The organism is uncultured Roseibium sp. (assembly GCF_963675095.2).
Taxonomy (GTDB): domain Bacteria; phylum Pseudomonadota; class Alphaproteobacteria; order Rhizobiales; family Stappiaceae; genus Roseibium.
Genome location: NZ_CAXXSJ010000052.1, coordinates 1 through 21,855 on the forward strand (window position 1 = coordinate 1; position 21,855 = coordinate 21,855).

20 protein-coding genes are annotated in these 21,855 nt (G+C 60.1%); 9 read left to right on the forward strand and 11 right to left on the reverse strand.

What is annotated here, in order from left to right; genetic code table 11:
• The 4 genes from ABIN98_RS19710 to ureG all read left to right on the forward strand — a co-directional run.
• Positions 1-492: hypothetical protein (locus ABIN98_RS19710; RefSeq protein WP_346912302.1), on the forward strand; the 492-nt coding region annotated here is incomplete at its 5' end.
• Positions 493-512: 20 nt separating this feature from the next.
• Positions 513-1,649 (forward strand): glutathione S-transferase N-terminal domain-containing protein, encoded by a 1,137-nt coding sequence (locus ABIN98_RS19715; RefSeq protein WP_394701566.1) that lies wholly within the window; start codon positions 513-515, stop codon positions 1,647-1,649.
• Positions 1,639-2,367, forward strand: coding sequence for an urease accessory protein UreF (locus ABIN98_RS19720; RefSeq protein WP_346912304.1), 729 nt, complete (start codon positions 1,639-1,641; stop codon positions 2,365-2,367). Before ABIN98_RS19715 ends, ABIN98_RS19720 begins: the two co-directional genes overlap by 11 nt.
• Positions 2,368-2,427: 60 nt before the next feature.
• The gene (gene ureG / locus ABIN98_RS19725; RefSeq protein WP_346912306.1) at positions 2,428-3,045 is read left to right on the forward strand and encodes an urease accessory protein UreG; all 618 of its coding nucleotides are present in this window, start codon (positions 2,428-2,430) and stop codon (positions 3,043-3,045) included.
• Positions 3,046-3,095: 50 nt separating this feature from the next.
• Here the strand turns inward: ureG and ABIN98_RS19730 are convergent, their stop codons facing one another.
• On the reverse strand, positions 3,096-5,087 hold the full coding sequence (locus tag ABIN98_RS19730; protein WP_346912308.1) for a VWA domain-containing protein: 1,992 nt from the start codon (positions 5,085-5,087) through the stop codon (positions 3,096-3,098).
• A gap of 160 nt (positions 5,088-5,247) precedes the next feature.
• Here ABIN98_RS19730 and ABIN98_RS19735 point away from each other — a divergent pair, with 160 nt between their 5' ends.
• Complete coding sequence (locus ABIN98_RS19735; protein WP_346912310.1) at positions 5,248-5,646, forward strand: DUF1761 domain-containing protein; 399 nt, start codon at positions 5,248-5,250, stop codon at positions 5,644-5,646.
• A gap of 158 nt (positions 5,647-5,804) precedes the next feature.
• Positions 5,805-7,742 carry an acetate--CoA ligase gene (acs, locus tag ABIN98_RS19740; RefSeq protein ID WP_346912312.1) on the forward strand — a complete coding sequence of 646 codons (1,938 nt, stop codon included), beginning with the start codon at positions 5,805-5,807 and terminating at the stop codon, positions 7,740-7,742.
• Positions 7,743-7,814: 72 nt separating this feature from the next.
• Here the strand turns inward: acs and ABIN98_RS19745 are convergent, their stop codons facing one another.
• The 5 genes from ABIN98_RS19745 to rplS all read right to left on the reverse strand — a co-directional run bounded on the left by ABIN98_RS19745 (position 7,815) and on the right by rplS (position 13,944).
• Positions 7,815-9,176, reverse strand: a complete 1,362-nt coding sequence (locus ABIN98_RS19745) for a pilus assembly protein TadG-related protein (RefSeq protein WP_346912314.1) — start codon at positions 9,174-9,176, stop codon at positions 7,815-7,817.
• A 238-nt stretch (positions 9,177-9,414) separates the two neighbouring features.
• Positions 9,415-10,689: a TadE/TadG family type IV pilus assembly protein gene (locus tag ABIN98_RS19750; RefSeq protein ID WP_346912316.1), complete on the reverse strand. Its 1,275-nt coding sequence runs from the start codon at positions 10,687-10,689 to the stop codon at positions 9,415-9,417.
• A 222-nt stretch (positions 10,690-10,911) separates the two neighbouring features.
• Positions 10,912-11,469 carry an HNH endonuclease gene (locus ABIN98_RS19755; protein WP_346912318.1) on the reverse strand — a complete coding sequence of 186 codons (558 nt, stop codon included), beginning with the start codon at positions 11,467-11,469 and terminating at the stop codon, positions 10,912-10,914.
• A gap of 288 nt (positions 11,470-11,757) precedes the next feature.
• Entirely contained in the window at positions 11,758-13,170 is a 1,413-nt protein-coding gene (leuC, locus tag ABIN98_RS19760) for a 3-isopropylmalate dehydratase large subunit (protein ID WP_346912320.1), read from the reverse strand.
• 288 nt (positions 13,171-13,458) lie between these two features.
• Complete coding sequence (rplS, locus tag ABIN98_RS19765; RefSeq protein WP_346912322.1) at positions 13,459-13,944, reverse strand: 50S ribosomal protein L19; 486 nt, start codon at positions 13,942-13,944, stop codon at positions 13,459-13,461.
• 471 nt (positions 13,945-14,415) lie between these two features.
• On the opposite strand from rplS, the gene ABIN98_RS19770 reads away from it, so the two are divergent.
• Positions 14,416-15,570 carry a helix-turn-helix transcriptional regulator gene (locus tag ABIN98_RS19770; protein WP_346912324.1) on the forward strand — a complete coding sequence of 385 codons (1,155 nt, stop codon included), beginning with the start codon at positions 14,416-14,418 and terminating at the stop codon, positions 15,568-15,570.
• A gap of 7 nt (positions 15,571-15,577) precedes the next feature.
• Here the strand turns inward: ABIN98_RS19770 and trmD are convergent, their stop codons facing one another.
• A complete protein-coding gene (gene trmD / locus ABIN98_RS19775; RefSeq protein WP_346912326.1) occupies positions 15,578-16,282 on the reverse strand; it encodes a tRNA (guanosine(37)-N1)-methyltransferase TrmD in 705 nt (234 codons plus the stop codon).
• Positions 16,283-16,452: 170 nt separating this feature from the next.
• Here trmD and ABIN98_RS19780 point away from each other — a divergent pair, with 170 nt between their 5' ends.
• The gene (locus ABIN98_RS19780; protein ID WP_346912328.1) at positions 16,453-16,947 is read left to right on the forward strand and encodes an antibiotic resistance protein VanZ; all 495 of its coding nucleotides are present in this window, start codon (positions 16,453-16,455) and stop codon (positions 16,945-16,947) included.
• On the opposite strand, the gene rimM is transcribed toward ABIN98_RS19780, so the two are convergent.
• From rimM to ffh, 4 genes are all read right to left on the reverse strand, one after another.
• The gene (rimM, locus tag ABIN98_RS19785; protein WP_346912330.1) at positions 16,905-17,450 is read right to left on the reverse strand and encodes a ribosome maturation factor RimM; all 546 of its coding nucleotides are present in this window, start codon (positions 17,448-17,450) and stop codon (positions 16,905-16,907) included. The genes ABIN98_RS19780 and rimM overlap by 43 nt on opposite strands.
• Positions 17,451-17,577: 127 nt before the next feature.
• Positions 17,578-17,994, reverse strand: coding sequence for a 30S ribosomal protein S16 (gene rpsP / locus ABIN98_RS19790; protein WP_346912332.1), 417 nt, complete (start codon positions 17,992-17,994; stop codon positions 17,578-17,580).
• A gap of 20 nt (positions 17,995-18,014) precedes the next feature.
• Positions 18,015-18,338, reverse strand: coding sequence for a chorismate mutase (locus ABIN98_RS19795; RefSeq protein WP_346912334.1), 324 nt, complete (start codon positions 18,336-18,338; stop codon positions 18,015-18,017).
• 2 nt (positions 18,339-18,340) lie between these two features.
• Entirely contained in the window at positions 18,341-19,897 is a 1,557-nt protein-coding gene (ffh, locus tag ABIN98_RS19800) for a signal recognition particle protein (protein ID WP_346912336.1), read from the reverse strand.
• 361 nt (positions 19,898-20,258) lie between these two features.
• Between ffh and ABIN98_RS19805 the strand changes: the two genes are divergently transcribed.
• On the forward strand, positions 20,259-21,701 hold the full coding sequence (locus ABIN98_RS19805; RefSeq protein ID WP_346912338.1) for a TrkH family potassium uptake protein: 1,443 nt from the start codon (positions 20,259-20,261) through the stop codon (positions 21,699-21,701).
• Positions 21,702-21,855: the final 154 nt, after the last annotated feature.

Below are 21,855 nucleotides of genomic sequence, written 5' to 3' on the forward strand. Positions count from 1 at the left end.
ATCGAACTGGGCAGCGACCCGTCCGGCGGCTGCCCCTGCTGCGATCCGGAAGCATGTTATCCGCAAGGCTATGTCAGGAAGGACGGGCAGCCGCATGCGATTTATTTCGCCGACTGGGACTATGGTGCCAGCGGTGCTGTCGAGCTTCTGATTTCCGTCGGAAACTGGGAAAAGGACAGCACGCCTGCGGACAGGTGCGCGGCCGCCTTCCGGGGGCGACTTTCGCAAGGCGCGGCTTCCTGGACCGGGTTCGATGCGGGCCTGAGCCTTTGGCAGGGTATCGGGATGATTGGTCGATTGTTGACGGGTGAAGAGGCTGCCGTCGAGCCGGAATTCAGCCGACTGGCGGATGCCATCACGGCCGGAGACGCCCGTGTTCAAAAGGCGCTTGCGGAAACCGCGGCGACATCGAAAACAATGCTGAGGCCGGTGCACCGGCGCGGTGGATCCTTCGCCGCGCAGGCTGCGCCGAAACCATCGGCTCCGGACTGAGATCCGAGGAGAGAAACGCAATGTACAAGGTCATCGGAGCCTTTCAGTCGCGCGTGATGCGCGTGTTGTGGACACTTGAAGAGCTCGGCGAGGCTTACGAACACGATCCGGCTGCACCGCGCTCGGAAACCGTTCTGGCGCTCAATCCCGCCGGCAAGATCCCGATCCTGATCGACGGGGATGCGGTGCTGACCGATTCCGTGGCGATCTGTACCTATCTTGCCGACAAGCACGGCAAGCTGACCTTCCCGGCGGGCACCGTTGAACGCGCCCGTCAGGACAGCTTCACCCAGTTCGGCGTCGACGAACTGGACGGGGCGTTGTGGACGGCGGCCAAGAACTCCTTCGTTCATCCGGAAGAGGTGCGGGTTCCGGAAATCAAGGCGGTTTGCCGGCTGGAGTTCAGCCGGGCGCTGGAAAACGCTCGAATCTCGCCTGGGCGAAGGCCCTTACCTCATGGGCGAGACCTTCACCATCGCCGATATCATCACCGGTCATTGCTCCGGTTGGGCGCTTGCCGCCAAGTTCGACCTGCCGCAGGAAGGCCGGCTTTACGACTATTTCATGCGTCTGCGTGCCCGCCCGGCCTTCCAGCGGTTGATGGCCAAGGTCAAGGCTGCATCATGATCCGCGTTGCCGAGATATTGATCGCCGGAACCTGGGACGGTTCTCCCGCCGATACCATCACCCTGGAACGGGAAGACCGGCATCGCCGGCGGGCGGTCATGACCGGTGCGGGCGGGCTGTCCTTCCTGCTCGATCAGCCAAGCGCGGTCACCCTGCATCACGGCGACGGGTTAAAGCTGGAAGACGGCCGGATCGTGGAAGTGCGGGCGGCCCCGGAAGATCTGGTCGAAATCGAAGCCGACGATATGGGACACCTGGTCAAGATCGCCTGGCATCTCGGCAACCGGCACCTGCCGACCCAGCTTATGGGAACGACCCTGCGCATCCGCCGCGACCATGTGATCGAGGACATGGTGGTCCGCCTTGGCGGCCGGCTGACATCCCTGCAGGCTCCGTTCGATCCGGAAGGCGGCGCCTACGGGCATGGCCAGACCCATGGTCATGATCATGGTCACGGGCATGACCACGACCACGGGCATTCGCACGGGCACAGTCATCACCATGGTCATAGCCATACCCATGACCACTGAACCTGTTTCTCTCGCTTCGCTCTATCGGCTGCTGGCTTTCCTGTCCCCGGCCTTCCCGGTCGGCGCCTTCACCTACAGCCATGGGCTGGAACAGGTGATCGAGGACGGCGACGTCTCCGACGCGGCGAGCCTGGAAGCCTGGCTTCTGGATGTACTGAAATACGGTTCCGGGCGCAGCGATGCCATTCTCCTGAAGGAAACGATGGCTGCCGCGAGGCAGGGTAACGAGGGGGGCGTGCGGCATCTGATCGATCTCGGTATCGCGCTGCAGCCGTCAAAGGAGCGGCACCTGGAAACCAGCGCTCAGGGCTCGGCCTTCATAGAGGCGGTTCTGAAGGCCTGGGCGCCGGAGGGACAAGGATCGGCGGCAGGCCTGTTTGTACGGCTGACCGATCCCTCAAGTTCGGACAGACCGAAGCTTTGGCCCTATCCCGTCGCCGTCGGTCTGGTTGCGGCGGCCTGGGAGATTCCGGTCGAGGCGACCGTGACCGGTTTTCTGCATGCTTTCATGGCCAATGTGATTTCGGCGGCGGTCAGGGCGGTTCCACTCGGCCAGAGCGACGGCCAGCGGGTTCTCGCAAGGCTGGAACCGGCGGTTGCCGGGGTTACCGAGGACGCGCTTCGCTCCGGACTTGATGATCTCGGAACCAGCACCTTCCTTGGCGACATTGCCTCCATGGCGCATGAGACGAAGTATTCCAGGCTGTTTCGTTCATGATCCCCGGTCTCATTTCCAAGGTATCCGGCAATCGGTACCGGTATTTTCGGAGTTATCCCAATGACCTCACCTAACGGTCCCCTGCGCGTCGGTATCGGCGGTCCGGTCGGTTCGGGCAAGACCACCCTGACAGACCGGCTCTGCAAGGCCATGCGCGACGACTATTCGCTCGCCGTGATCACCAACGACATCTACACCAGCGAGGATGCGGAGGCGTTGATGCGCTCTCAGGCGCTGCCGAGCGCCCGTATCCGCGGCGTGGAGACAGGCGGTTGTCCGCATACGGCGATCCGCGAGGACGCGTCAATCAACCTCGCGGCGGTGCACGATCTCAACCAGGCGTTTCCGGACCTGGATCTGATCCTGATCGAATCCGGGGGTGACAATCTGGCGGCGACCTTTTCACCGGAACTCGCCGATCTGACGATCTATGTGATTGACGTCGCCGCGGGCGAGGAAATCCCGCGCAAGGGCGGGCCGGGCATCACCCGGTCCGATCTTCTGGTGATCAACAAGACCGATCTGGCACCTTACGTAGGGGCCGATCTCTCCGTGATGGAGCGGGATTCCCTGCGGATGCGGAAGAAGCGTCCCTTCGTCTTCGCCAACATGCGGGCGGGCGACGGCATTGGCCAGATCGTCAGCTTTATCGTGGAAAAAGGCGGCCTTGGCGGCTGAACCGGGACCCGGCGACAGATCGCCGGGTTCGTTTTTGGTACTGCGACGCTTCAGCGGACCGTTACTGTCTGCCGCGCGGCGATCTCCGCATCCCCCGCTGACAAGACGAAACGCAGCTCGTAGGTGCCGGGTTCCGCGGGTGTCGTGAGTTCCAGTTCACCATTTCTGATGTCGTTGGCGCTCGCCCAGGCTCCGGACGCGGTTCCCCAGGCATCCTGCGAAGGGTCGGCGAAACCGATGAAATTGCTGTCGTTCGCGGGTCCTGAAACCTTTACGCGGATTGTCGATCCCGCAGGGACTTCCTTTGGGCCTTCCAGAGACACCGCCGGGTCCGTCACCGTCAGGGGCTGACTGGCCAGGATCCGGGAGCCGTCGGTGGTCGACAGAATGTAGCGCAGCTCGTACGTCCCACGCGCCAGCGGGGCGACAATGGACACGCTGTCGCCCTCGGGCCGCTCGTAAGTGACATAGGCCTGGGCATCCGAACCGACCGGCGCAATGCCGATCCAGTCGTCGCTGCCCTTTGGGCCGGACCATGTCACCTTCAGCCTTGCAGATGCCTCCACGCTCGGCGGCGCTTTCAGACTTGCCGCACTTTCGACGACACTGAGCGGTTGTCGGGTCAGAATGGTCTGGTCGACCCCGGTTACATAGATCACCTCGTAGGCGCCTGCCTCGCCGGGAGCCTGGACCACGAGGGGCGATCCGTCGGCCGTGCCCTTCCAACGACCGTCATAGTCATCGGCAGTGCCACCCTTCGGGACGATGCCGATCCAGTCTTCCGGACCGCCAGGTCCCTCCCAGGCGATTTCCACCGGTTTGCCGGCTGCGATCTCGGCAGCATAGGTGAGCGTGGCGGAGACTTCTGTGACGGTCAGCGGCGCGCTTGCAAGAACCCGTTCCGATCCTTCGGTCCAGACGTAGACGACCTTGTAAGCGCCCGGCTCGGTCGGCAGGGGCAACTTGGCCGGGTTTCCATCCCTTACATAGGCCCACAGGTCCCGTTCGAGCCGTTGACCGTCAGGCGTTACAATCCGCAGGAAATCATCGCTTGCCTCCGGGCCTTTGAAGGCGACCTCAAGCAGGGACGTTGCGGGTGCTTCCGCCGCGGCCGGCGTTACCATCGCTTCGGGCAAAGTGCCATCCAGCAGGACGATCTGGGACCCGCCTTTATCGGATACCACGAGCTCGGCTCCGCCGGCTCGTTCCTCCAGTTCCGCGCTGACGACATAGGTGCCCGGTTCGAGGGCCACCTCGACTGTTCCGCCGGTCAGGCCGGACGAGACGACCGTTTCGTCTTCGGCGCTGGCGACGACCCATTCCACGGGTCCGGCTACGGGCTGGCCGCTGTCTTTGTCGACCGCCTTGAGGATCGTCACCGGAGCCGGTGCCTTCGCTTCGACCGCGGCAACGCTTTCCTTGAGCGCTTTGGCAAGGCCGTCAGCATCCCTGGCATTCCAATAGGTTCCGCCGGTCAGATGGGCGATGCAGGCGATTTTCGCCTGGTCGGCCCTGGAGGCGATGTCGAAACCGATCACATGCGCCTTGAAATCGATCCCCGTCTTGGCGAGTTCGGCCGCAAGCGCGCAAGGATCACCGCCGCAGGTCTCGATTCCATCCGATATCAGGACCAGCCGTCCGGCACGGTCTTTCGACGCCAGCAATTCTGCGGCCTGGCGAAGGGTTTCGGTAATTGGCGTCTTGCCGCGCGGCTTCAAGGCCTCCACGCTTTGCATGAGGTGCATCCGATCCAGCTGGCTTATCGGTACCAGAGTCTCCACGTCGCCGCAGTCGGCCTTGCGACGGTGGCCGTAGGCCATGAGGCCGGCATGGGCATTCTCCGGCAGATCGGCAACAAGATCCCTGAAGGCAGACTTGGCGATTTCGGCCTTTGATGTTCCGTCGATCTGTCCCCACATGGAGTTCGAAGAGTCCAGCACGAAAAGGTAATCCGGCTCCGCCCGGGCCGAGCCGGCGACAAGGACGCTGCCGAGCAGCGCAGTTCCGAGCCGCCTGAAAAAGCGTCGATCAACTAGAGGCATTGAAAATCCACTTCACGAAAAGTCGGTCATAAAACCATATCCCCCAATGGGATACGCGTCCGCCCGCGGAAATTAGAGCCGAACGGGATACGGAAATGTGATAAGGATCTCATATCACGCTTTTTATCATTGGTGGTCTGGCTATAGGGGGGCGGAGCCCATGATGTTCGATGGTATCAACCTTGTCTCGGTCGCCGCTGCCGCGGTGGTCTCCTTTGTCTTTGGCGCTGTCTGGTACGGCCTGCTTGGGAAGGCCTGGATGGAAGCAGCGGGACTGACGAAGGAGGAAACCAGGCCGAACCCGAAGACTTTCGTCGTCACTTTCCTTTGCCAGCTGTTGATGGCCTTCGTGTTGGCGGGCGTGATCTATCACACCGGCGAGACCACCTTGAAGACCGGCCTGATCTCGGCCGTCCTGATCTGGCTGGGCTTCGTGGCGACCACGCAGATCGTCAACCACCGGTTTCAGGGCGCGCCGTGGAGCCTCACATTGATCGATGGCGGGCACTGGCTCGGCGTTCTCCTCATTCAGGGCGTGGTCATTGGCCTGATTAGTTAGGTTTCGCGACAGGGATTCCGGATAAAGGTCGACGCCTACGAAAGTACCAGCCCTTGCGTATGGACGCTTGGCAGGCGGGTAAGCATAATGGCGCCGACAAAGAGGCAGCCGATCCAACGGACGGTCGTGCCCATCTGTGGTGTTTGGGAGGTAATTACATGTCGGATAATGTTTTCCCCGTGCCTGCGGAGGTTGCAGCACGCGCGCACGTGGACAATGCCAAGTACCTTGAGATGTACCAGCGCTCCGTGGACGACCCGAACGGGTTCTGGGGCGAGCACGGCAAGCGGATCGACTGGATCAAGCCCTTCTCCAAGGTGAAGAACACCTCCTACGACTATCACAACGTTTCCATCAAGTGGTTCGAGGACGGGACGCTCAACGTTTCCGCCAACTGTGTCGACCGGCATGTGGCGACGCGCGGCGACCAGCCGGCGATCATCTGGGAAGGCGATGATCCTTCCGAACACAAGGTCATCACCTACAAGCAGCTTCATCACGAAGTGAACGTGTTCGCCAACGTGCTTCATGCCCAGGGCGTGAAGAAGGGCGACCGGGTGACCATCTACCTGCCGATGATCCCGGAAGCGGCCTATGCCATGCTCGCCTGTGCGCGCATCGGCGCCGTTCACTCCATCGTCTTCGGCGGCTTCTCGCCGGATTCGCTGGCGCAGCGTATCGAGGATTGCGAAAGCAAGTGCGTGATTACCGCCGATGAGGGCCTGCGTGGCGGGCGCAAGGTGCCGCTCAAGGCCAATGTGGACCGGGCGGCCGACAAGGCGCCGGTCGACAGCGTCATCGTGGTCAAGCGCACCGGCGGCGATATCTCGATGAAGGACGGGCGGGACGTCTGGTACCACGAGGAAGCCGATCGCGTGTCCGACCATTGCGCACCGGTGGAAATGAGCGCGGAAGATCCGCTGTTCATCCTCTATACCTCAGGCTCCACCGGCAAGCCGAAGGGCGTGATGCACACGTCGGGCGGCTACCTCGTCTATGCCTCCATGACCCATGAGTATGTCTTCGACTACCATGAGGGTGACGTCTACTGGTGTACGGCGGATGTGGGCTGGGTCACCGGACACAGCTACATCGTCTACGGGCCGCTCGCCAACGGGGCGACCACGCTGATGTTCGAAGGCGTGCCGACCTATCCGGGACCGGGCCGGTTCTGGGAAGTCTGCGACAAGCACAACGTCAATATCTTCTACACCGCGCCGACGGCGATCCGCGCGCTGATGGGGGCCGGCGACGAGCATGTCACCAAGACCTCCCGCAAGTCGCTGCGCCTGCTTGGCTCCGTGGGCGAGCCGATCAACCCGGAAGCCTGGACCTGGTATTACAATGTGGTTGGCGAAAAGCGCTGTCCGATTGTCGACACCTGGTGGCAGACGGAAACCGGCGGCATCCTGATTACACCGCTGCCCGGCGCCACCGATCTGAAGCCCGGCTCGGCGACCCGGCCGTTCTTCGGCGTTCAGCCCGGGGTGGTCGATGCGGAAGGCAACTTCCTGGAAGGGGCAACTGAAGGCAACCTGGTCATCAAGGACAGCTGGCCCGGCCAGATGCGGACCGTCTACGGCGATCACGAGCGCTTCGTGCAAACCTATTTCGCCACCTACAAGGGCCTCTATTTCACCGGTGACGGCTGCCGCCGCGACGCGGACGGCTACTATTGGATTACCGGCCGTGTCGATGACGTGATCAACGTCTCGGGCCACCGTATGGGAACCGCGGAAGTGGAAAGCGCGCTGGTGGCGCATCCGAAGGTCTCGGAAGCCGCCGTGGTCGGCTATCCGCACGACATCAAGGGCCAGGGCATCTACGCCTATGTCACCCTGATGGAAGGCGAGGAGCCGACCGATGCGCTCAAGAAGGAACTCGTCGCCCACGTGCGTTCCGAAATCGGACCGATCGCTTCGCCGGACCTGATCCAGTTCGCACCCGGTCTGCCGAAGACCCGCTCGGGCAAGATCATGCGCCGTATCCTGCGCAAGATCGCCGAAGACAGCTTCGACAATCTGGGCGATACGTCGACGCTGGCGGAACCGGCGGTGGTCGACGACCTGATCGAGAACCGGCAGAACCGGGGCTGATCTGTCCGCCGCATTAAAAAAGAAAGCCCGCCGTTTTGGCGGGCTTTTTGTTTGGGATGGCTTGCCGGCTCTCTACTTCGCGAGGTAGATCGCCTGGATTTTCTTGGCGATATTGCCGAAAGCGCTGATCAGCTCGCTGCTGGAGTTCGCCTGATAGAACGTCGACGCGTCCGTCGCGCAAGCGGACATGTTTTTCGCGCCCGCGGACGAGGTGTTGGTTCCGAAATAAATACCGTAGACCGTAATGCCTTCGTCCTTCATGGCCTGACACAGGGCCCGCTGTCTCGTTGAAGATTCGTTGCTGTAGCTTTGACTCTCGGACACTTCCGACCAACCGGTGACCGTGTAACAAGTATATTCATATTTATTTTTTGAGTAGTTGTACTTCCAACCGCACTTTTCGATGTCCTGATCGTAATAGCGGTTGTTGTCGCCATCGGTCATGATGATCGCGAATTTCAGCAGTTCATCGTCGTCGTAGGCGCCAGGCGCACTGTCCGTCGGCCAAACGTTGGACCAGTTCGGTGACAGCGTGTACCAGCCCCAGGCCACGCCGGTCTGGCCCGCGGTGCCACCGCCGTCGTCCAGCGCCGATATTTTGGTTTGGAGCGCATCGCGGTCGTTCGTCAGTGGCAGCAGGCTCATGGAGTTGTTGGGACAACTTCCCGACCCGCCGCCGAAATAGCTGGAGGAGACCAGGCTGGCGTCCGTAGGCGTATAATTATACGCATCATCCGTATATTGGGCTTCGCCGAGGCGTTCGGTCACACAGTTGCCAGAGGCGTCGCCATTGGTGACCGTGGACGCATCACTGCCCAGATTGACGCCCTGGCTGTAGGGGATGATGGAGATTTTGACCTTGCTGTCGGACTCGTCAGTGCCTTCGGGAATGAGTGTGTCCAGAAGGTCATTCGAAGCATCCTGCAGCGTGTCGATGTCGTATTTCATCGAGCCGGTCACATCGAGGACAAGTGCGAGCTCCACGTTGAACCTGGAATAATTCACTTCGGTTTTGACATGGACGGTCAGGTTGTCCGGGCCGATGCCGCCCATGCTGAGGAACTGGGTCGGGACAGAGACGGTGGTCGCGATATCGATGACGCCGTTGTCGGGATCCACGTTGTGGGTCAGGTTGGAAATGGCGACATCATCAAGTCCCAGCGTCTGGATATTCGCAGCGAATGCCTCGCCAAGCAGCGTATCGATTTCGCTGTCGGTCATGACCGACGTCGATAATTTGGTGGCAAGGGTCAATGCGGCCGCATCCAGGGCGTGGGCCATTTTTTCACGGTTGTTCACCGCGCGGCTGTAGTCCACGGCAGCGCCGGCGATAACCATCAGCATGACGCCTAGAATGGCGAACATCGGCATGATCGAGCCGCGCTGGTCTGAATTGTATTTTTTAAGTTGTATTAAGCTTGCTTTATAGTTCAACGCGGCGACTCCGAGGCCTACACGCATTGCATACGTTAAAAAAGTTCGAGAATTCTTAAATCAAGCCCGTAAAATTATGTGTATTAACCAATACTCGTAGGGGATAAGATAAATCTTCCCGGATTATTTGAAATTATTTTCAATATATAAGTAAAAATCCGAAATGGAATAAATGCCGATGCCGGAATGAATCCAGGCGCACGCGAGAGGTTCTTCCAAGTTGAGCGCTCGGAATGCCTTATTTGGCGAGGTAGATCGACTGCACTTTCTTGGCGATATTGCCGAAAGCGGAAATCAGGGCCTCGTCGGAGGAGGCCATATAGAAGGTCGATCCGCTGGTGGCGCATGACTTCATGACCTTGGCGCCGGCCGAGCTGCTGTTTGAACCGAAGTAGATCGTGTACACCTCGACGCCTTCGTCCTTCATCGCCTCGCACAGGTCCTTGGCCCGGGTCGAGGAGACATTGGTGGCGTATTCCGATTCCCGGGTCTGCGTCCATTCCTTGACTGTCGTGCAGGTCTTCTTCTTTTTCTTGCCGGTGCAGACCTCGTTTTCCTCAAGGTCATAATAGGTGTTGAAGTCGCCGTCGGTCATGATGATGGCGAATTTCAGGATGTCGTCGTCACCATAGTCTCCCGGCGCGCTTTTCGTCGGCCACAGGTTCGTCCAGTTCGGTGACAGGGAGTACCATCCCCAGGCAATGCCGGTCTGGCCGGCAGTGGCGCCACTGGCGGACAGTTTATTGATCGCGGTGGTCAACTTGTTGCGTTTGGCGGTCAGCGGCTCCATCTGCGGTGTCGACGCGCAGCTGTTGGATCCGCCGCCGAAGTAGGAATCCTCGTTGTCTTCATCATAGTCGTACGGGTCGTCCGTATACTGGGCGTCGCCGGTTCGCTCTGTGACGCAGTTCCGGGTTCCCTTGTTGCCGTTGGTCACGGCCTGCGCATATTCGCCGAGATTGACGCCTTGGCTGTAGGGGACGATCGAAATCCGGATCTTACTGTCGGATTCGGACGTGCCATCCGGGATCAGGGTGTCGACAAGGCTAGTTGCCGCGTCCTTCAAGGTTTCCATGTCGCCGCTCATGGAACCGGTCACATCGAGTACCAGTGCGAGTTCGACATCGAATTTGGAGTAGTTCACCTCAGTATCAACGCTGACAGAAATCGTATCGGGGCCGATCCCGCCTATATGGATGAACTTGGTCGGGATCGCGATCGAGGAGGACACGTGAACCGTTCCGGCATCGCTGTCGACGTTATGCTGCAGGTTTTCTATGGCGATGTCCGAATAGCCCATATTGTTCAGGTTGGCCGCGAACGCGTCCTTCAGGCTTTCGCCGATTTCCTCATCGGTCATGATCGAAGACGACAACTGGCTGGCAATGGTCAATGCCGCTGCATCCAGGGCATTTGCCATCGTGGTGCGCTGGCCGATCGCCCGGCTGTAATCTACGGCCGCGCCGCCGATGACGAGCAGAAGGACGGCCAGGACTGCAACCATCGGCAGCATGGAACCGTTTGCATTCCTCGCAAACCGGGCCGCAGAAATCCGAAGCTGTCGGCGGGCAGCTGAAAACATGACGCACTCTCCAGGATGAGACCTGCGTGGAGCGTCCGCCAAAACAAATTTTTATTTATTAAAATCTGTAAGAAATACCAAGGAAGCTGCAGTCTCGGTTAAGTGTTGCTTACTTCGATTGGAGAAACCCGGGAAACCGCGCGGCTGGAGCCGTCACGGTTCGAGTTCGGTGTCCCAATAGAGGAAGTCGAGCCAGCTTTCGTGGAGATAATTCGGCGGGAAACCGCGGCCGTTGTTGTGCAGGTCCTGGATGGTTGGCTGAAACGGCATGTGCATCGGCCACATGTTCAGCTGCTTGCAGGACTTGTTGGCCTTCTTGAGATTGCAGGGGGAGCAGGCGGTGATGACGTTTTCCCAGGTTGTCTGTCCGCCCTTGGACCGGGGAATGAGGTGGTCGAATGTCAGCTCATCCCTGGAGCCGCAATACTGACACTGGAATTTGTCGCGGAGGAAGACGTTAAAGCGGGTAAAGGCAGGGTAACGGCTGGGCTTGACGAAAGTCTTGAGGGAAACGACGCTTGGTAATCGGAACTCGAAGCTCGGACTTCGGACACAGGTGTCATATTCGGAAACGATGTTCACCCGGTCCAGAAACACAGCCTTGATCGTATCCTGCCACGACCAGAGAGACAGGGGGTAGTAGCTCAACGGCCGGTAATCCGCATTGAGCACCAAAGCCGGGTGTGCTCCAGACGAAACCGCTATCGTCACCTTCCGCTCCTCATGCCTGCTCGGACGGCTGCCATCCGGCTGTCCGGACGCGGGCCTGACCTCATGAGATGGGAGTATTGTAGAGCGGCTGTGACACTCTTGTGAAGCCTGATTAATTCACAAGCTACATTTCCGGGTCGCCCGTCCGGACCCGGTGTTAATGCTCATTAACCAATTGAATTTTCGAAATGAAACGCTGTCTGTTCCTACCCGTTGGGGAGGGGCCGCGACAAAATGCAAACGGGCGCCTACCAGGCGCCCGCATGTTTTAGTCCAATTTGCGTCGAATCAGGGTGCTTTCCACTCGCGGATGTCGACGAAGTGGCCGGCGATGGCGGCGGCGGCGGCCATCGCCGGGGACACCAGATGGGTCCGGCCCTTGAAGCCCTGACGGCCTTCGAAGTTGCGGTTCGACGTGGAGGCGCACCGCTCGCCGGGTGCCAGCTTGTCGGCGTTCATGGCCAGGCACATGGAACATCCCGGCTCGCGCCATTCGAAACCGGCTGCCAGGAAGATCTTGTCGAGACCTTCGGCTTCGGCCTGTTCCTTGACGATGCCCGAGCCCGGAACCACCATGGCGCGGATGCCGTCCTTGACCTTGCCGTTGCCGATGACGGCAGCGGCGGCGCGCAGATCCTCGATACGGCCGTTGGTGCAGGAGCCGATGAACACGACGTTGGGCTCAATGTCGGTGATCTTCGTGCCGGGCGTCAGGCCCATGTATTCCAGCGCGCGCCACTTGGAGGTGCGGCGGGTTTCGTCCTTGATATCGTCCGGGTTCGGCACGACGCCGGTGATAGAGACGACATCTTCGGGAGACGAGCCCCAGGTGACGATCGGCGGCAGGTTGGCCGCGTCGAGCTCGACCACCTTGTCGAAATGCGCACCTTCCTCGGTGTGCAACGTCTTCCAGTATTCGACGGCCCGGTCCCAGGCTTCGCCGGTCGGGGCCTTCGGACGGCCCTTGATATAGGCGAAGGTCTTTTCGTCCGGTGCGATCAGGCCGGCGCGGGCGCCGCCTTCGATCGACATGTTGCAGACGGTCATGCGGCCTTCCATGGAGAGCTCGCGGATCGCTTCGCCTGCATATTCCATGACGTAGCCGGTGCCGCCGGCGGTGCCGATTTCGCCGATGATCGCCAGGATGATGTCCTTGGCGGTCACGCCTTCGGGCAGTTTGCCGTCCACCTGGATCAGCATGTTCTTGGCTTTTTTCTGGATCAGCGTCTGGGTGGCCAGGACGTGTTCCACTTCGGAGGTGCCGATGCCGTGGGCCAGTGCGCCGAAGGCGCCGTGGGTCGAGGTGTGGCTGTCGCCGCAGACGATGGTCATGCCCGGCAGGGTGAAGCCCTGTTCCGGACCGACGATGTGGACGATGCCTTGACGGTGGTCGAGTTCATTGTAGTACTCGACGTCGAAGTCAGCGGCGTTCTTGGCGAGCGTTTCGACCTGCAGGGCGGATTCCGGATCATCGATGCCGTGGCTGCGGTCGGTGGTTGGCACGTTGTGGTCGACGACGGCCAGGGTTTTCTGCGGCTGGCGAACCTTGCGTCCGGTCATGCGCAGGCCTTCGAATGCCTGGGGGCTGGTCACTTCATGAACCAGATGACGGTCGATGTAGAGCAGGCCCGTTCCGTCTTCCTGCATATCGACCACATGGTCGTCCCAGATCTTGTCGTAAAGCGTCCTGGCTTTCGTCATGGTTCTCTCCTGAAACCGGCCCGGCCTTTATCAAGGATCCATTCGCCGGCATCGCGTCCGCTGCTGAATGGTCTGGACCGGTCTTTGTTGTCGGGACGACGCGCGTTCACGTCCTCCCCATTGTTGTGCATTTCAATGACTCAAAGCAGGCCGTGCGGTCAAGACGTCTGAGTTGAGTATTCTTCAACTGAGATTGAAACCGGGTAAGGGATCTGAGGTGCGCGAAGCAAAAAGGGCAACCCGAGGGGCTGCCCTTTTGAAAACTCGGTTTTGAAGCCGGTGTCCGGCTTATTCTGCGGCGCTCTCGGCGGAAGCTGCTGCTTCAGCGGCCTTGGCTGCTTCCTTCTCGGCAGCAGCAGCAGCCTTGACGGCAGCGGCATCGGCGCGGGCTTCCTCGTTGAGACGCTTGGCGCGGGCGTTGGTCGCTTCGACGATACGAGCCGACTTGCCGCGACGATCGCGCAGGTAGTAGAGCTTGGCGCGGCGAACCTTACCGCGGCGAACCACTTCGACGCCTTCCAGCATCGGGGAGTAGACCGGGAACACGCGCTCGACGCCTTCGCCATAGGAAATCTTCCGGACGGTGAAGCTCTCGTTGATGCCGCCGCCGGAACGGGCGATGCAGACGCCTTCGTAAGCCTGGGTACGGGTCCGGTTGCCTTCCGTCACGCGGACGTTGACCTTGACCGTGTCGCCGGGAGAAAATTCCGGAAGCTTGCGGCTTTCCTCGATTTTCGCCATTTCTTCGGCGTTGAGCTGCTCGATAATGTTCATGGCATTTTTCCCTTTTCAATTTACAAAGCGGTCAGAGCGTCCTCCGCAAGAAACTGAGCGGGGACGGGTTCACCGTCTCTGGGCCATGGTGACATTTGCCGGCCGGTGGGCGGAATTCTCCCATCGGAACCATTCGCCGCGCGTGATACAGGAAGACTCGGCGTTTGTCATGCGGTTTTTGGAAAAAGCACAAAATCCGAGTATTTTGCGGCCGATCATGCCAAAAAATACGGCGACCGGGGATGCCGGTCGCCGCTGATGCCTGTGAAATTGCTTTGAATACCACCGAAGGCAAACGCCCCCCGGAGGGAGAGACAATACGGCAAGGCTATAATTGTAGTCCCACCACTATCCTATTTCCCTTACGGCACCTTCATTTTATCGCAATGGGAAAAGTTCCGAATGATCCAAATGCACTATATGTTTTGACGCGTTCCGGTATGATGAAGGTTGGGTTTGGCTGGAGTTCCTATGCAACTCGATCGCGAAGCATTGCTTCATAAGCTTTATTCCGCTGCCATGCTGGACGGCGGTTTGTCCTGTGTGCTGTCCGATCTGGCGGCGGCGTTCCCGGATCTGCCGATCTCCTATCAGGCGCAGTGTGTCTATCAGAATGCGCTTTACGACTGCGCCTTTTACAATCACGGACCGGATACGGCGGAACGGTTGAGCCGGATCGAGTCACAAAATCCGTTCCCGCCGATAGCCCTCAACTGTGACGTCTCGGATATCGTTCGTACCGCGTCGGTGATTTCCCCGGAAGAGGTCGAGAAGACCGATTTTTATGACGAGTTCTGCCGGGATGATTGCCACATCAACAGGGCGACAGGAATCATCCTGCATCGGAAGGGCGCGGATTCTGCTTTTGTCGCAGCCAATTTTCCAAAAGAATACAGCGCGGATGACGAAGAACGCGTCAACGAGACGCTTCGGTTTCTGAGGCCCCATTTCCAGGGGGCCTTCAATCTTCTCCTCGAAGTGCGCAGACGGGAGGTCAGTACGGCCCGGTACGGCTTCTGGCTGGAGCAAATTCCGACACCCGCTTTCGTGGTCGACGCGTCTCGTCACATCGTCCACATGAACGCCATGGCAGAACGGACACTTGAGAGAGATAAACTGTTCACAACGTCTCCCGCGGCCGAGCTGACATCCTGCGATCTCACGATACGCAAACGACTTGAGAATGCGGTGGATTGTGCCAGGTCGACTTCCGCGCCGGTGGGGCCGGTTTTTTTGTGCCGGTCGGGTAAGAGAGACGGGTTTTTCTTTGTTCTTCCTGTTCTTCCGGACGATCGGGTTCATCCATCACTGGAACCGTTCCTGGGGCCAAGAACGCCGTTCCTGGTGACCTATTTCAATCCGGAAGACAGGCCGAAAAGTGCAATGGGCGTTCTTGCCGGAGCGCTGGGGGTGAGCGAGCGCGAAAGTGCGCTCATACAGGAACTGATCTACGGCTCGACCTTGCGCGAATCCGCGGACCGTCTCGGGATCGCCTACAACACCGCGCGTAACCAGCTTGCAAGCGTTCACACCAAGATCGGGACACGGTCCCAGTCAGACGTGGTCCGCATGGGCGCGCAGATCCTGGCCCGGCTTCCGGAGGGGTCTGAGGCGGGCGCCGGTTAGGCGGGGGTCAGTCCCGTTCCCGCCGTTGATGGCGCTCCCACAAGTCCGGCCGCCGTTTTCTGGTGAGCTCTTCCGCCTGCTGCTGGCGCCATTCGGCAATCTTCCGGTGATTGCCGGAGGTGAGCACGTCGGGAATGGTCCGGCCTTCGAACTCGGCTGGGCGGGTGTAATGCGGATGTTCCAGAAGGCCGGTTTCGAAACTTTCGGTTTCGGCACTTTCCATATTGCCCATCACGCCGGGGATCAGGCGCACGACCGCATCCAGCATGGTGATCGCGGCGATTTCGCCGCCCGACAGGATGTAGTCGCCGATCGAGACTTCCATAAGGTTCCGCGCCTCGATCACGCGTTGGTCGACACCTTCGAACCGGCCGCAGACAATGATGGCGCCCGGTCCCTCGGCAAGGTCATGCGCCATGGCCTGGGTAAAGGGCCGGCCGCGCGGGCTCATCAGCAGCCTTGGCCGCGGATCATCCGCCGGGACGGACCCGTCGATCGCCTTTGCCAGGATGTCGGCGCGCAGCACCATACCGGCGCCGCCCCCGGCCGGGGTATCGTCCACGGATCTGTGTTTGTCCGTGGCGAAATCCCGGATCTGGCTTGTCTCCAGCGTCCATAATCCACGCTCCAGTCCGCGGCCGGCCAGGCTCTGGCCGAGGGGACCGGGAAACATGTCGGGGTAGAGCGTCAATACGGTTGCCTTGAAGGCCATGTCCTGTCACCGGCGGGTTTGTTTCCCGTTCGTAGGGAATGCTTAGGGTTAAAACACATTTACCATTCTTTTGAGCATCTTAACGGTGCTTTTAAGGGGGGCATTAAACTTCCCCCGGCATAGTGGTCTGTACCCTAGTTCCAGGGATAGCATTCGCGTCAGGTTTTCCAATGCCCGTGTTCCGTTTGAAGCTGCCGAAATTCATTCAACAGCGTGTCGACCAGCATTATCTGGATCTTTCGCTGAGCCGCGTTCTGCCGCTTCTTGCCCTGCTGACCTTCGGTGTCCTGGCCGGACTGGTCTTCAATACGGGCGTCGGGCATCCCTTTGACAAGATCATCCACGTGGGCTTCTACGCGCTTCTGACCCTGTCGATCCATGCCCTGTTTTGTTGCCGCCTGCGGATATCCGCGGTGGCTGCCTTTTCCATGGGACTGGCCGGAGAGATCGTTCAGGGTTTTCTTCCCAATCATCAATCCTCCCTTGCCGATGCCTTCGCCAACGGGGTGGGGATTGCCATGGTCGTGACCGCGATCGCCCTGATCCGGTCTGAAACGCGGCAGGTCATGGAAGAAAAGCCGGTGCCGCTCGATCTGGAGCAGATGGGTCTGCAGCCGATTTATTACGATCTGTCCGCCGATTCCGATCGGTCGTCGGAAAAGTAGTCGTCCGGCAGATCGGCCTTCACCAGGCCGGCTTCCAGGTCGATTTCCGGAACAAAGGCTTTCGTGAACGGGATGTAGAAGGTCCGGCCCCGTTTCGGGCGGACTTCCAGCAGGTCTCCGGCACCGAAATCCTGCACGGCAACGATCTTGCCCAGCTCCTCGCCCGCAGTCGAAATCACGACGAGTCCCTCGAGATCCGAATAATAGAATTCGTCCTCTTCCGGCTCGGGAAGCCGGTCGCGCGGGATATACAGGTTGAGACCGTTCAGGGTTTCGGCCTGGTTGCGGTCGTCTATACCCTTGAACCTGGTGATCACGACGGTTTTCTGGATCCGCGCGTTCAGGACTTCGAACGTGCGGCTGCCGTCTTCGGTGACCAGGGGACCGTAGTCGGTGAAGGAAAGCGGGTCGTCGCCATAGGGCTTGACCCGCACCTCACCGCGAATGCCGTGGGCTGCGCCGATAACGGCCATGAGGACCATGTCTTTGCCGACATCACCCATTGTGCGGTGTCTTCCTCAAAGCCGTCCGGCACTCGTGTGGTGGATTTGAAATACGCCTCATTTCATCAGCGCAAGCTGGGAAATGAGACGAACTTCAGATTCGGGTGACTAGCCCGGATATTGCATCTTATTGAGCAGCGGCTTCTTCGGCCGGAGCTTCTTCGGCTGCCGGTGCGGCTGCGGCTTCTGCGGCGGCAGCGGCTGCTTCTTCTTCAGCCTGCTTCTTGGCGTCCAGGCGTTCCTGAGCCTTCTGGCCGAGCTGGGCTTTCTTCGGGTTGTTGCGCGGTTCGCGCTTCATGAGGCCGGCGGCATCCAGGAAACGGGCCACGCGGTCGGTCGGCTGGGCACCGGTGCCGAGCCAGTACTGGATGCGCTCGACATTCAGCTGAATGCGCTCTTCGGAATCCTTCGGCAGCATCGGATTGTAGGAACCGACCTTTTCGATGAAGCGGCCGTCACGCGGGGAGCGGATGTCGGCAACGACGATGCGGTAATACGGGCGCTTCTTGGAACCGCCACGTGCCAGACGAATTTTGGTAGCCATTTTTCAGTTCTCCAGTGTGTTTATTTGCCGGTTTCAGCGGCAATGGCTTCGTGATGCCGGATGACTTCCTTCACGATGAAGTTCAGGAACTTTTCGGCAAAATCAGGATCGAGATTGGCCTGCACAGCCAAATGGCGCAGGCGTTCGATCTGAATTTTCTCCCGCGCCGGGTCCGCCGGCGGCAGGTCGTTTGTGGCTTTCAGCACACCCACCTTCTGGGTGCATTTGAACCGTTCGGCGAGCATGTGGACCAGAGCGGCATCGATGTTGTCGATGGAGGCCCGCAGAGCCAGTAGCTCCGCCATGGCCGAGCTTTCGCCCAGCCGGTTTTCCGCGTCGCTCATGCTCATTTCTTCTTGCCCTTGCCCAGACCCGGAAGGCCGCCGAGGCCACCTGGCATTTTTGGACCACCGAGGCCGGGAAGACCGGGCATGCCGCCGCCGAGGCCACCAAGCCCGCCAAGGCCGCCGGGAAGGCCCTTGGGCAGATCCATGCCGCCGGGCAACTGGCCGGATTTGGCCATTTCCTCAAGCTGCTTGGGATCGACATCCTGCATGCCGCCCATTCCGGTCAGGCCGCCCATCATCTTGCCGAGCATGCCCTTTTTCTTGCCCATCATCTTCATCATGTCCGCCATCTGGCGGTGCATCTTCAAAAGCTTATTGACGTCCGAGACATCGACACCGGACCCGGCGGCGACCCGCTTCTTGCGGCTGGCCTTCAGGAGTTCGGGCTTTTCGCGTTCCTTGGCGGTCATCGACTGGATGATGGCGACCTGGCGCTTGAACATCTTGTCGTCGAGATTGGACGCCTCGATCTGCTTCTTCATCTTGCCGATGCCGGGCAGCATGCTCATCATGCCCGACATGCCGCCGAGCTTTTCCATCTGCTTCAGTTGTTCGGCGAGATCGTTCAGGTCGAAGTGACCCTTCTGCATCTTCTTCGCCATCTGCGCGGCCTTTTCCGCGTCGATGGCTTCGGCCGCCTTTTCAACGAGCGAGACGATGTCGCCCATGCCCAGGATCCGGTCGGCGATCCGCTTGGGATAAAAATCCTCAAGGGCGTCGGATTTTTCGCCGGTCCCGATCAGTTTCACCGGCTTGCCGGTGACGGCCTGCATGGAAAGGGCCGCGCCGCCGCGGCCGTCACCATCCATACGGGTGAGCGCGATACCGGTGATGCCGACCCGCTCATCGAAGCTCTTGGCGAGATTGACCGCGTCCTGACCGGTCAGCGCATCGGCGACGAGCAGGATTTCGTGCGGATTGGCCGCGGCCTTGACCTCGGCCATTTCCACCATCAGCGGCTCGTCGATGTGAATACGGCCTGCGGTGTCGAGCATGACCACGTCATAGCCGCCGAGCTTGGCCGCCGACATGGCGCGCTTTGCGATCTCGACCGGCCCCTGGCCTTCGATGATCGGCAGAGTGTCGATGCCGTTTTGCTCGCCGAGAACCTTGAGCTGTTCCTGGGCGGCGGGCCGGCGGGTATCGAGCGAGGCCATCAGGACCTTGCGCTTGTCGCGCTGGGTCAGGCGGCGGGCGATCTTGGCGGTGGTGGTTGTCTTACCCGAGCCCTGCAGGCCGACCATCATGACCGGTACGGGGGCTGCGGCATTCAGGTCGATGCCCTGGCCTTCGGAGCCGAGCATTTCCACGAGCTGATCGTGGACGATCTTGACCACCATCTGGCCGGGGGTGACCGATTTGACCACTTCGGCGCCGACCGCGCGGTTGCGGACCTTGTCGGTGAAAGACCGGACGACCGGAAGCGCGACGTCAGCCTCGATCAGCGCGCGGCGGATTTCGCGCAGCGCTTCATTGACGTCGTTTTCCGACAGCGCACCGCGGCCGGTGAGCTTGTCGAAAATTCCGCTTAGTCGATCGGACAGGCTTTCGAACATTAACTGGTCCTTGGCATTTCAGGTTTCGGGAGGCTCTCCCGACCATATGGGAACGAACAACGATCCGCGCAAAGCAGTGTGACACCCGAGGGCGCATCGCGCTGTCGGATGTGAACCTCCGGGATCTCTTTACACCTTTGCGGGTCCCGGTCGGCGGATCGAAATGTCAGTCACTCATATGGAGTTGGCGCTCTATGAAGCAATCAGGCGGAAGAGTCAAGGAAAAGGGCCGGATTGCCCGGTGCTCCGCTTTGCGGGTATGTCTAACCGGAAACTTCGGCTATAGGGAAATGATCTCGCTTATCCGGTGTCGTCGGTTTCGCTGTTCCGGTTACTCACGAGGCTCCGCAGGGTACTTGATATGGACTATCGCGCGATTGCGCTTCCCATTGGCCGGCTTCTGATCCTGATTGCGGGCTTCATGCTCATTCCGGCTGCCACCGATCTCGTGGCGGGCAATCCGGACTGGATTGTGTTTCTGGCCTCTGCGCTCATGATCGCCTGCGTCGGCGCCCTGATGGTGGCAGCCCTGGCGGGGCGGAAATTCACCTACCGGTCGCGGGAAACCCTGCTGTTCGTGAATGCGGCCTGGCTGGCCTTTTCGCTTGCGGGCGCCATTCCGCTTTACGGAAGCGGCCTGAATATTTCTTTCGCCGATGCCTTTTTCGAGGCTGCTTCCGGCCTGACGACGACCGGGTCCACGATCCTGACCGGCCTGGACACCATGCCGCCGGGCATTCTCTTGTGGCGGTCTCTGCTGCAATGGATCGGCGGTATCGGTATCGTGGTCATCGGCATCTGGCTCTTGCCTGGCCTACGGGTCGGCGGAAGCCAGCTGTTCGCCATCGAATCCTCGGAGAATGCCTCCAAGCCCTATGGCCGGATCGAGCCGTTCCTGGCGCGCCTGCTGATCCTCTATGGGGGGCTGACGCTGAGCTGTACCCTGCTTTATTTCCTGTGTGGCATGACCGCCTTCCAGGCGATCAACCACGCGATGACCACCGTTTCGACCGGCGGTTATTCGACCTCGGACATGTCCTTCGGCCAGTTCGACAATATCGCGGCCTATTGGGTGGCGATCATCTTCATGTGCGCCTCGAGCGTTCCGTTCCTGGTTCTGATCCGATTATTTGAGCGCAAGCCGCTCGAGGACACCTCGCAGATCCTCTATTTTCTCGCCATCGTGACGATCGCGAGCTTCGCCGTTTTTCTTTCGCTTCGCGCTCAGAACGACAGTGCGCCCCTGGGCCTGTTTACCGATTCCGTGTTTCACGTCGTCTCGGTGGTGACGACGACGGGCTACGCCACCGACGATTATCTCCAATGGGGTCCGTTCTTCATCGCCGTGTTTTTCCTGCTGACATTCCTCGGTGGATGCAGCGGGTCGACGGCCGGCGGCTTCAAGATGTTCCGTATCGCCGTGCTTCTGGGCTTCATCCACACGCTGCTTCGGCGGATGATCCATCCGCATAGGGTGGTCAACACGCGGTATTCCGGCAAACCGGTCGGCAGCTCGGTCATCGAGGGCGTCCTGGTGTTCAGCATCCTCTATGCGGGCACCTTCGCGGTCTTCGCCGCCATCTACAGCCTCTTGGGCATGGACCTCGAAACGGCGCTCAGCGCGTCGATCACGGCGCTAGCCAACGTTGGCCCCGGGGTCGGAGAGATCATCGGCCCGGCCGGAAATTTCCAGAGCCTGTCCGATACGGCGAAGTGGCTGCTGGCGATCCAGATGATCCTCGGCCGGCTGGAGATCATCGCCGGGATCGTCATCCTGACCCCGGATTTCTGGCTGGAACGATAAGAGAAAGTTCCAATTTGGTCATCCCGGGCGAACGGTCGCGAGACCCGGGATCGGGGAGCCCGGGTTCAAAATGGGTGCTCAGACCGAAACCGGCAGTAAGGGGCTCTCCGGTCCCGGATAAAGCCTGACGGCTTTTCCGGGATGACTATGGAGA

What these genes read in the sequence shown, in the direction of transcription:
- ureG (WP_346912306.1), top strand. Translation starts at nt 2,428, where the DNA reads ATGACCTCACCTAACGGTCCCCTGCGCGTCGGTATCGGCGGTCCGGTC.
- rimM (WP_346912330.1), bottom strand. Translation starts at nt 17,450, where the DNA reads ATGGGTGATGTCGGCAAAGACATGGTCCTCATGGCCGTTATCGGCGCA.
- acs (WP_346912312.1), top strand. Translation starts at nt 5,805, where the DNA reads ATGTCGGATAATGTTTTCCCCGTGCCTGCGGAGGTTGCAGCACGCGCG.
- ABIN98_RS19715 (WP_394701566.1), top strand. Translation starts at nt 513, where the DNA reads ATGTACAAGGTCATCGGAGCCTTTCAGTCGCGCGTGATGCGCGTGTTG.
- ABIN98_RS19805 (WP_346912338.1), top strand. Translation starts at nt 20,259, where the DNA reads ATGGACTATCGCGCGATTGCGCTTCCCATTGGCCGGCTTCTGATCCTG.
- rplS (WP_346912322.1), bottom strand. Translation starts at nt 13,944, where the DNA reads ATGAACATTATCGAGCAGCTCAACGCCGAAGAAATGGCGAAAATCGAG.
- ABIN98_RS19750 (WP_346912316.1), bottom strand. Translation starts at nt 10,689, where the DNA reads ATGCTGCCGATGGTTGCAGTCCTGGCCGTCCTTCTGCTCGTCATCGGC.
- ABIN98_RS19720 (WP_346912304.1), top strand. Translation starts at nt 1,639, where the DNA reads ATGACCACTGAACCTGTTTCTCTCGCTTCGCTCTATCGGCTGCTGGCT.
- leuC (WP_346912320.1), bottom strand. Translation starts at nt 13,170, where the DNA reads ATGACGAAAGCCAGGACGCTTTACGACAAGATCTGGGACGACCATGTG.
- rpsP (WP_346912332.1), bottom strand. Translation starts at nt 17,994, where the DNA reads ATGGCTACCAAAATTCGTCTGGCACGTGGCGGTTCCAAGAAGCGCCCG.
- ABIN98_RS19735 (WP_346912310.1), top strand. Translation starts at nt 5,248, where the DNA reads ATGATGTTCGATGGTATCAACCTTGTCTCGGTCGCCGCTGCCGCGGTG.
- ABIN98_RS19770 (WP_346912324.1), top strand. Translation starts at nt 14,416, where the DNA reads ATGCAACTCGATCGCGAAGCATTGCTTCATAAGCTTTATTCCGCTGCC.
- trmD (WP_346912326.1), bottom strand. Translation starts at nt 16,282, where the DNA reads ATGGCCTTCAAGGCAACCGTATTGACGCTCTACCCCGACATGTTTCCC.
- ABIN98_RS19795 (WP_346912334.1), bottom strand. Translation starts at nt 18,338, where the DNA reads ATGAGCGACGCGGAAAACCGGCTGGGCGAAAGCTCGGCCATGGCGGAG.
- ABIN98_RS19780 (WP_346912328.1), top strand. Translation starts at nt 16,453, where the DNA reads ATGCCCGTGTTCCGTTTGAAGCTGCCGAAATTCATTCAACAGCGTGTC.
- ffh (WP_346912336.1), bottom strand. Translation starts at nt 19,897, where the DNA reads ATGTTCGAAAGCCTGTCCGATCGACTAAGCGGAATTTTCGACAAGCTC.
- ABIN98_RS19730 (WP_346912308.1), bottom strand. Translation starts at nt 5,087, where the DNA reads ATGCCTCTAGTTGATCGACGCTTTTTCAGGCGGCTCGGAACTGCGCTG.